This is a genomic window from Streptomyces lushanensis, from assembly GCF_001700515.1.
In the GTDB taxonomy this organism is placed as follows: domain Bacteria; phylum Actinomycetota; class Actinomycetes; order Streptomycetales; family Streptomycetaceae; genus Streptomyces; species Streptomyces lushanensis.
Genome location: NZ_MAUD01000323.1, coordinates 1 through 4,915 on the forward strand (window position 1 = coordinate 1; position 4,915 = coordinate 4,915).

General features: G+C 70.8%; 7 protein-coding genes. 2 read left to right on the forward strand and 5 right to left on the reverse strand.

Annotation, left to right across the window (positions count from 1 at the left end):
* Positions 1–197: 197 nt before the first annotated feature.
* On the reverse strand, positions 198–608 hold the full coding sequence (locus BFF77_RS24395; protein ID WP_066953444.1) for a winged helix-turn-helix transcriptional regulator: 411 nt from the start codon (positions 606–608) through the stop codon (positions 198–200).
* A 183-nt stretch (positions 609–791) separates the two neighbouring features.
* Here BFF77_RS24395 and BFF77_RS24400 point away from each other — a divergent pair, with 183 nt between their 5' ends.
* Complete coding sequence (locus tag BFF77_RS24400) at positions 792–1,571, forward strand: SDR family oxidoreductase (protein WP_066953446.1); 780 nt, start codon at positions 792–794, stop codon at positions 1,569–1,571.
* Positions 1,572–1,588: 17 nt separating this feature from the next.
* Here the strand turns inward: BFF77_RS24400 and BFF77_RS24405 are convergent, their stop codons facing one another.
* From BFF77_RS24405 to BFF77_RS35850, 4 genes are all read right to left on the reverse strand, one after another.
* Positions 1,589–2,161, reverse strand: a complete 573-nt coding sequence (locus BFF77_RS24405; RefSeq protein WP_066953448.1) for a signal peptidase I — start codon at positions 2,159–2,161, stop codon at positions 1,589–1,591.
* Entirely contained in the window at positions 2,158–2,745 is a 588-nt protein-coding gene (locus tag BFF77_RS24410; RefSeq protein WP_066953450.1) for a hypothetical protein, read from the reverse strand. Before BFF77_RS24410 ends, BFF77_RS24405 begins: the two co-directional genes overlap by 4 nt.
* 694 nt (positions 2,746–3,439) lie before the next feature.
* Positions 3,440–4,117 carry an NUDIX domain-containing protein gene (locus BFF77_RS24415; RefSeq protein ID WP_066953452.1) on the reverse strand — a complete coding sequence of 226 codons (678 nt, stop codon included), beginning with the start codon at positions 4,115–4,117 and terminating at the stop codon, positions 3,440–3,442.
* Positions 4,114–4,266 carry a hypothetical protein gene (locus BFF77_RS35850; protein WP_169922720.1) on the reverse strand — a complete coding sequence of 51 codons (153 nt, stop codon included), beginning with the start codon at positions 4,264–4,266 and terminating at the stop codon, positions 4,114–4,116. Before BFF77_RS35850 ends, BFF77_RS24415 begins: the two co-directional genes overlap by 4 nt.
* 48 nt (positions 4,267–4,314) lie before the next feature.
* Here BFF77_RS35850 and BFF77_RS24420 point away from each other — a divergent pair.
* Positions 4,315–4,915: DeoR/GlpR family DNA-binding transcription regulator (locus tag BFF77_RS24420; protein ID WP_066953454.1), on the forward strand; the 601-nt coding region annotated here is incomplete at its 3' end.

The following is a 4,915-nucleotide window of genomic DNA, read 5'->3' on the forward strand; positions in this document are numbered from 1 at the left end:
CCCCTGCCCCTGCCTCTGTTGTCCCTGTCTCTCCCTCTACCGGATCCCACGGCTCCCCCAGAGACCTCGTCACCAGGGCCACCGGGCCCGGCAGCCCCACTCGGAGCCTGACACACCGTCAGTCGCCGCGTATACGGGGGATTTCGCCATGCGCCCGCGTGGCGGGGCCCGGAGCGGGGAGCACGGAAACCCGTCGGTCACGCGTGGTCCTCGGCGTCGGTCTCCGACCGGACAAAGGTGTGCCGATCGCCGTCGGCCCGCTCGGCGAGGACACGGGCAGGGGTCGCGTGGCGCTCGCCCCACACCCGTAGCTCGGTGAGGACGGGGAAGAGGTCCCGGCCGGCTTCGGTGAGGACGTACTCGTCCCGCGGCGGGCGGTCGCAGTACCGGCGGCGTTCGATGATCCCCACCTCCTCAAGTGTGCGCAACCGCAGCGCGAGAGTCTCCCGCGGGGCGCCGGTGTGGGTCTGGATGTCCTTGAACCTGTGGACGCCGAAACCCAGCTCGCGGACAACGAGCAGGCTCCAGCGCTCTCCCGCGACCTTGAGCGCGTCGGCGATGGAACAGTCCCGGGGCGCCGCCCGGGTCGATTCGCTTTTCTGACTCACCCTGTTACCGTAGCGCGTGTCAGTGGATTCGAAAACCGAACCAACGCGACGGGCATGTCCGCGAGAGCGGTTCCCATCACCTCTCATCACCCGCACCCCGCACTCGCCACTCCGTGAAAGCCGGAAGACCGGCGGGCGAGGTGCACCGCCGCTTCCGCCGCACCACCCGGACAGGAGACCGACATGACGTCCGTGCTCATCACCGGAGCCTCCAGGGGCATCGGCCGGGCCATCGCGATCGAACTCGCCGCCCGCGGCCACCGGGTCGTCGCCACCGCCCGCCGGCCCGAAGACCTCGACGATCTCCCCGTCGACCGGCGTCTGCGTCTCGACGTCACCGATCAGAGGAGTGTCGACGAGGCCTTCCGTGACGCCGGAGAGATCGACGTGCTCGTCAGCAACGCCGGCGCGACGGTCCGCGCGCCCCTGGAGAACGTGCCCGTCTCCGAGGTCGAGGCCCTCTTCCGGCTCAACACCTTCGGCCCCCTGCGGGTGGTGCAGGGGGTGCTGCCCGCCATGCGGGAGCGAGGCGCGGGCCGACTGGTGTTCGTCTCCAGCGTCCAGGGCCGGCTCGTCGTGCCGATCATCGGCCCCTATGCCGCCAGCAAGTGGGCGTTGGAGGCGCTCGCCGAGACACTGGCCGTCGAAGCCGGTCACTTCGGTGTCAAGGTCAGCATCCTCCAGCCGGGCTCCGTCTCCTCGGGCGGAGCCGAGCGCGCCCGGTCCTTCTTCGCGGAGAACGACCCCTACCAGCCCCTGTTCGAGCAATTCGGCGCTCTGCGCGGCACGTCCGTCTTCGAGGCCATCACCCCCGGGGAGGTGGCCGCCGCGGTCGCCGACACGATCGAACAGCCCGATCCTCCGCTGCGCGTCCCGGTGGGCGCGCCCGCCAGGACCGCCCTGGAGGCACGCAAAGCGGCGCCGGAGGACGCTCCCTTCGTGCCGGTCACCCTCGACTGGTAACCCGGCGCCCACCCCGGCTACCCGTGTCGGCTGCGGCTCCGGCTGCGCAGTGGCAGAGCGGCGAGCGTGAGCAGAACGGCGAGTCCGAACAGCGCGATCGCCACGGGCACGGGCTGCCTGGCGCGCCAGAGCTGCACCGGCAGCCCGATCCAGGGGACGCGCAATTGTGCTACGCCTTTGAGTGCCGAGCGCCGCATCGGAGTGGAGTCCGCCGAGGAGTTGGCGTCGCCTTTGGTGATCAGGTCGTTGTTGGAAAGAACCTGGTGGACCCGGTGGGTGAGCAGACGGTGGGGTCGGGTGGGGTCCTGGCCCAGTACGATCTGGCCCACCGCCGGGGTGCGGTCGGGCGGTGGTGGCTGGTAGAGAACGACATCGCCCGGCATGAGGGCGGGACGCATGGAGCCGGACTGCACCACGCCCGCTGTCCAGCCCAGCGCCATCACGGGCAATTGCGCCCACACCAGCAGCCCGAGCATCGAGCCGAGCACGGTACGTGAGACGACCGAGGTGGCCACGCGGATCGGGTGCGGGGCGTCCTCGGCAGGTGGTTGGTGGAGCGCGCGGACGGCCAGGTCGCTCGGGAGAGTCACTCGTGTTCCCGCGCTTCCCAGGTGAAGGACGCCTCGTTGGTGTCCGCGCCCTGCGAGCTGTCGGGTGCGCTCGGGCTGAACTTCCACACGAAGCGGAAGCTGAGCGAGTTGGGTGGCTTGCCGGGCAGGGTCCAGGGGCCCACGCCGGTGCGGAAGTCGGTGTACAGGGCGACGAACTGGTCCAGGGTGCCGTTGAACGCGGTCTTGTGCGGAGTGAAACCGTCGCAGTTTCCGAAGGCGCCGCCGCTGCCCACCTCGATCTTGAGGTCGATGAAGGACTGGAAGTCGCTGGGCCAGCTCTCCGCGTCGCTGTACAGCTTGAGCGCGGTGGGGAAGGTGGCGTTCGACTTGACCCTGATGCAGTTGGACCCTTTGTCGCCGGGGCGCATGTTGTCGATGCGGAACATGGGCACCCTGCTGTCGTTGGCCAGTCCCAGCGAGCCCGCGGTCCACTTGTTGCCGCTGTTGGTGCTGGTCCCGGTCCAGTCGGCATTGGTGGCACCCCAGACCAGAGCGCCGCTGAGCAGTAACCCGAGCGGGACGGGCACCACCTGTGCCAGCACGTTCAGCCAGGGACGCGCCATCGCCCACTCCGTTCAATTCCGTCGTTTTCGCAGCATATTGTCTCCCCTTGCCCCACCTGCGATGGTGCCGCTCCGTGTCGCACTGACATGACATCGCGACTGATGACCACGAGCGACCGCAGTCGGCCGAACGCGGTAACGCGGTCCCCGTCGGCCACCTCGGGCCTGCCCGGACGATCTTCGTAGCCCCGGAGCGTCCGGGGGCGTGCTCGCCGACGGACTCGGCGGGGCGCTCCACCGCTGGTCAAGCAGGTCAGGAATGCTGTCGGGTCCGGCTCCGGCGAGACGTCCGTGCGGCGGGCATCGCGAGTGACGGCCGCTTTGCCGGGCCCGTGCGCCCTGGCGGGGGCCGTCACTCGATGAAGGTCGGCTGTCGGAGCGGAACGCCCCATGGACTCGCGGGTTGCCCTGGATCGACACCTGCTCGTCGTTGATGTGCGTGATCCACGCGTCCTCGGTACGGACCGACAGGAGCCGGTTGGCGCTCACCTTCCCCGGGAACAGCGACTCCCCGTGGACGGTCGGCGCGAACCGCTCGCCCTCGGCGTCCAGCCGGCCGTGGACGACCGGCCGGGGCGGGCCGTCCTGTGTCTTCCAGGACGTTGTCGACGGTCGGGCCGCCGTGGAGGGTGATGGCTCGAAATGTCCCGAACCCGAATGTTCCTCCCCGCGGGCTCCCCGCGGGCTCGCGTCGTCAGTGGCCGCCCGCGCCGGGGGCGAAGGGCCCGTCCAGGGCCGCCCATTGCAGGAGCAGGATGGTCTTCCCGTCGGTGATGCGTCCGTCGCGGGTCATGGCGAGGGCCTCGGCGAAGGGCAGTTCGAGTACCTCGATGTCCTCGCCGTCCTCCGCGAGTCCGCCGCCCGTCCCGGTCCGGTCGGCGGGGGTGTAGGGGGCGGCGAAGAAGTGGAGGCGTTCGGTGACGGAGCCGGGGCTCATGTAGGCGTCGAGGATGTGGGTGAGCGGGCCGAGGGTGACACCGAGCTCCTCGGCGCACTCGCGTCTGACGGCGGCGGGCGGGTCGTCCGCGTCGAGCAGCCCCGCGGCGGCTTCGACGAGCATTCCGTCGGGGTGGTCGTTGACGTAGGCCGGGTAGCGGAACTGGCGGCTGAGCAGGACACGGCGGCGCCGGGTGTCGTAGGGCAGCACGACGGCACCGTCGCCGCGGTCGTAGGTCTCGCGCTGCTGGGTCTCCCAGCGTCCGTCGCTGCGGCGGTAGTCGAAGGTGGCGCGCCTGAGGACGTGCCAGCCCTGGGAGGTGAGCTCGACGTCGCGGACCCGGACGCCGGGGTTGCGGTTCAGGCCGCGTCCGGCCTGGTCGAGGCCGGTACGGCCGCGATGGTCGGGGGTGTCGATGCCGGGGCGGCCTGTCATGCGGTCTCCTGCGGGACGCGGCGGGGAGTCCCGGCCATGTCGTGGTGGACGGGCGGGGCGATCCACTCCCCGATCGCGGGGAGGCGGCCGGTGGCGGAGACCGGCCGGGCGGCGGTTTCGATCGGGGTGAGGAGGGGGCTCTCGGTCACAGGCGTTACCATACATGCAAAAACGTGCAAGAACAGGAGAGAACGCGGATGCTGGCTGCGGAACGGCGCGACCACCTGCTCGAACGGCTCGCCCGTCAGGGCAAGATCGTCGCCAAGGAGGTCGCCGCCGAACTGGGGATCTCCGAGGACAGTGTGCGGCGCGACCTGCGAGATCTCGCCGCCGAGGGACTGTGCCAGCGGGTCTACGGCGGCGCGCTCCCCGTCTCGCCGGCGGTGGTGGACTACGCCGCCCGGCGGAGCGTGGCCCCGGACGGCAAGCGGAAGGTCGCCTCGGTGGCCGTCACTCTGGTACGGCCGGGCTGCACGCTGATTCTCGACGGCGGGACCACCGCCCTCGCCGTCGCCCGCGCACTCCACCAGGATCTGGCCTGCACCGTGATCACCCACAGCCCGACGATCGCCGCGGCCCTGCTCGACCATCCGCAGGCGGAGCTCTTCCTGCTGGGGGGCCGCGTCTTCAAGCACTCGGCGGTCACCTGCGGTGCCGCCGCGGTCGAGGCCGCGCAGAACATCTCCGCCGACCTCTGCCTGCTCGGCGTCACCGGTGTGCATCCCGAAGCGGGACTGACCACCGCGGACGCCGAGGAGGCCGCGATGAAGCGCGCCCTGTCCGCGCGGGCCGCGGACA

What these genes read in the sequence shown, in the direction of transcription:
- BFF77_RS24415 (WP_066953452.1), bottom strand. Translation starts at nt 4,117, where the DNA reads ATGACAGGCCGCCCCGGCATCGACACCCCCGACCATCGCGGCCGTACC.
- BFF77_RS24410 (WP_066953450.1), bottom strand. Translation starts at nt 2,745, where the DNA reads ATGGCGCGTCCCTGGCTGAACGTGCTGGCACAGGTGGTGCCCGTCCCG.
- BFF77_RS24400 (WP_066953446.1), top strand. Translation starts at nt 792, where the DNA reads ATGACGTCCGTGCTCATCACCGGAGCCTCCAGGGGCATCGGCCGGGCC.